This is a genomic window from Ancylomarina sp. (assembly GCF_041555295.1).
GTDB lineage: Bacteria > Bacteroidota > Bacteroidia > Bacteroidales > Marinifilaceae > Ancylomarina.
Genome location: NZ_JBFFKR010000325.1, coordinates 1 through 3383, shown reverse-complemented (window position 1 = coordinate 3383; position 3383 = coordinate 1). Strand labels below are relative to the sequence as shown.

Below are 3383 nucleotides of genomic sequence, written 5' to 3'. Positions count from 1 at the left end.
TGGTTCCCTCAAGAAGTTCGTGATAACTTGAATAAGATGTTCGAATTGGTGGATGAGGCTTTAGTAATCATGTTTAATAATACTGAGACTGATTTTGAGGATGTGATGACGAAGAAAGCATACGAGGCTGAAAAAGAAATTGATGAGTTCCGTACGATTCTTAAGCAACAACACCTAAATGATGTGAAAGAAAAGAAATACGAATACAAAGCAGGTATCATTTACAACGATATCTTTTCAGAGTGCGAGAAGATTGGTGATTACTGTATCAATATCTCTCAATCAATTTCTGAGATGAAAGATTAATTGAAAAATCTAAATATGACAAAACCTCTGATGCCTAAGGTGTCAGAGGTTTTTTTGTGAATATAATTTAGGAGAATTAAAGAAAAAAAAAGTGCTATCCAATGGACAGCACTTCTTGAAATAATATTCTGAAAACGGATTAGAACTTACGGAAACCCATTAGTCTACGAACTTCTTCAAGTGTTTTAGCAGCACTCTCACGAGCTTGCTCAGCACCAAGTTTAGTTACTCTTCTTAGGTATTCACTATCTTGAGATATTTCTAAGAACTTCTCACGAATAGGCGCGTTAAAGTTGATGATGTCTTCAGCCAATTGTTTTTTCAAATCGCCATAGCGAATCTCACAATTGTTGTATTTATCGTTGAAGAAATCGTAAGTGTCTTTTGCTGAAACAACATCCATCAAAGTAAATAGGTTCTGAATCGACTCTGGTTTTACCTGATTCATTTCAGTTGGGCCACTATCCGAAACAGCTTTCATCACCTTTTTATGAATAGATTTTGGATCTTCAATCAAACCAATTGCATTACCTTCAGACTTGCCCATCTTTCCTGAACCATCAAGACCAGGAATCTTAATAAATTCGCCAGTGAATGAATAAGGTTGTGGAATTGGGAATAACTCTTCTCCATATGTATTGTTGAATCTTTTAGCGAATTTACGAGCCATCTCTAGATTCTGTTCCTGATCTTTTCCAACTGGAACTTGTTTTGCCCTATGAATTAAAATGTCAGCCGCCATCAAAACTGGGTAGGTCAACAATCCAGCGTTTACATTTTCAGGATGTTTACGAGCTTTGTCTTTAAAGGATGTTGTACGCTCCAATTCACCAAGGTAAGCATTCATATTCATCAAAAGATACAATTCTGTAATCTCTGGCACATCGCTTTGTACATAGATACAAGCCTTTTCAGGATCGATTCCACAAGCAAGATATTCTGCCAATACGTTTCTTACATTATTGTGAAGATCGGCAGGATTTGGGTGTGTAGTCAGGGAATGCCAGTCTGCAATAAAGAAGAAGCAATTGTTGTCATTCTGCATTTGCACAAAGTTCTTTATGGCACCGAAATAGTTCCCCAGGTGCAAATTACCTGTTGATCGGATTCCACTTACTACTGTATTCATATTAATATTAAGTTAATAGCTACTCTATGAGCTGTGAAAATTAATTAATCACGCAAAATTATGAAACCTTAGTCACAAAAAGAAATTTTAAAAATATTTCATTTCTCTATTTTTCTGCGAGCTAAAAATCTGGTCATTATGTCTGCTTTTTCTATATATTTGATCTGTTTAAACGATCACTAGTTTTTATTTTCAAACACACCGCAATGAACGTACTCGATATTATTATTGGTATCCCCTTGATTTATGCCATTTATAAAGGATTCACAAAAGGTTTTATATACGAAGTCGCAACTCTGGTGGCTCTCATTTTAGGCGTTTATGGAGCGATTCATTTTTCCGATTTTACTGCCGAAGTCATTCAGGATACCTTTAAGTATGAATCGCAATATATGGAGTATATTTCCTTTATTGTGACTTTCATCGTTATTGTTATTGGAATCAATCTGATTGGTAGAATGATGGATAAGGTGGTTGAAGCCGTTGCATTAGGTTTTGTTAATCGACTTTTAGGCCTTGCTTTTGGTTTGTTGAAAGGAATTTTGATACTGAGTATTGTTGTGCATTTGATCAACTATGTGAATGATAGGTTTAGTTTTATCTCTGAAGAGAAGAAAAAAGAAAGTCTCTTGTATGAACCAATGACCTATATATCTGACACGATATTTGATTTCTTCGATTCCGATTTCTCATCGACTAAGGATAAAATAGAAGATAAGATTAAGAAGCTCCCAGAAAGTTTGAAAAATATCTAATAGGAAATCTGAATGCAAACCGATCTTATAAAAAAACAGGGTGCTAAGATTAAAAAGTACATTAAAAAACTTCCTGTTCGAAAAAACTTTCACTTTACTGGCCTATGCAGTAATTGTGATCATCCTGTAGATGGTAAGTTTTGCACCAATTGCGGACAATCGGCTAAAGATTTTCATCGACCTTTTTTTAGTGTCGTTTCAGAATCATTGGGCGATGCTTTATCTCTGGATAATAAATTCTTTCACACCTTAATTCCTCTTTTTGTAAGACCTGGTTATCTGACAAAGGAATTTATGAGAGGCAGAAGAGCTCGCTATACACCGCCTTTTCGCTTATATCTGTTTCTAACATTTTTTGCTTTTCTATTATTATCTCACAATCACAAACCAGAAACGGATTCAGAAAAAAACTTAACATTTAAGAATGAAGAAGGAAAGGACGTTCAATTCTTGTCTTATTTTGATAATGCATTAGACAGGGACTCGATTGAAGGTGATAGTATAGTCATGGATAGTTTGACCAAAGATTTCGATCTGAAAAACAAGATAATTACATTCAATTCAGATTCGGTTTCGAAAGTAGATACAAAAGCTTCTCCGGTAAATGTGAAGAGAGGAGGTAAAATTATAAATAAAGAACTGAAGAATCTGGTTGATATGTGGCGCTTGAATCCCGCATTATTGATTGATAATGCTTTTAAAAAATTATCTCAGACCTTATTGTTAGTTCTACCACTCTTTGCGCTGTTTTTAGCTTTGTTTTATATGCGTCGAAAATATTATTTGTTAGAGCATTTGTTAATATCCTTAAACTTTCACTCCTTTATATTTGTGGTAGTCATAATGAGTGAATTACTTATTATGACAGGAATTAAGGCTATATATCCATTTGCTTTTTACCTCTACCTATTAATACCATTACAACTATTTTTGGCTTTGAAATTTTACTACAGACAATCATGGTTTAAAACATTTATAAAATTTTTGTTGCTTTCCTTTATTTATAACATTTTACTTGTTTTTGGAATTCTCTATAGTTTGATTTCCTTGGTAGTTGAATAGATGAACGATATAAGGATACAAAGGTAAAATTCTTATCTTTGTCATCCGAAAATAATTATAGCATAACAGAATCCTACAGGGACATAAAATACGATAAAGATGAGTTTTATAGAAGAATTACAGTGGCGTGG

The 3383-nt window shown here is 33.9% G+C and carries 3 protein-coding genes and 1 pseudogene; 3 read left to right on the top strand and 1 reads right to left on the bottom strand.

All coding sequences use genetic code 11. The annotated features are described in order from the left end of the window. A pseudogene (locus ABY905_RS15360) lies at window positions 1–306 on the top strand (Na/Pi cotransporter family protein); the annotation flags it as partial. 139 nt (window positions 307–445) lie between these two features. On the opposite strand, the gene trpS reads toward ABY905_RS15360, so the two are convergent. Next, entirely contained in the window at window positions 446–1435 is a 990-nt protein-coding gene (gene trpS, locus ABY905_RS15355; RefSeq protein ID WP_372645455.1) for a tryptophan--tRNA ligase, read from the bottom strand. A gap of 206 nt (window positions 1436–1641) precedes the next feature. Here trpS and ABY905_RS15350 point away from each other — a divergent pair, with 206 nt between their 5' ends. Both ABY905_RS15350 and ABY905_RS15345 read left to right on the top strand, forming a co-directional pair. Beyond that, window positions 1642–2190, top strand: coding sequence for a CvpA family protein (locus ABY905_RS15350; RefSeq protein ID WP_372645453.1), 549 nt, complete (start codon window positions 1642–1644; stop codon window positions 2188–2190). A 12-nt stretch (window positions 2191–2202) separates the two neighbouring features. Further along, window positions 2203–3252 (top strand): DUF3667 domain-containing protein, encoded by a 1050-nt coding sequence (locus ABY905_RS15345; protein ID WP_372645451.1) that lies wholly within the window; start codon window positions 2203–2205, stop codon window positions 3250–3252. Window positions 3253–3383: the final 131 nt, after the last annotated feature.

Excerpts from the sequence above, each read along its gene's own strand:
- trpS (WP_372645455.1), bottom strand. The coding sequence starts at position 1,435 with ATGAATACAGTAGTAAGTGGAATCCGATCAACAGGTAATTTGCACCTG.
- ABY905_RS15350 (WP_372645453.1), top strand. The coding sequence starts at position 1,642 with ATGAACGTACTCGATATTATTATTGGTATCCCCTTGATTTATGCCATT.
- ABY905_RS15345 (WP_372645451.1), top strand. The coding sequence starts at position 2,203 with ATGCAAACCGATCTTATAAAAAAACAGGGTGCTAAGATTAAAAAGTAC.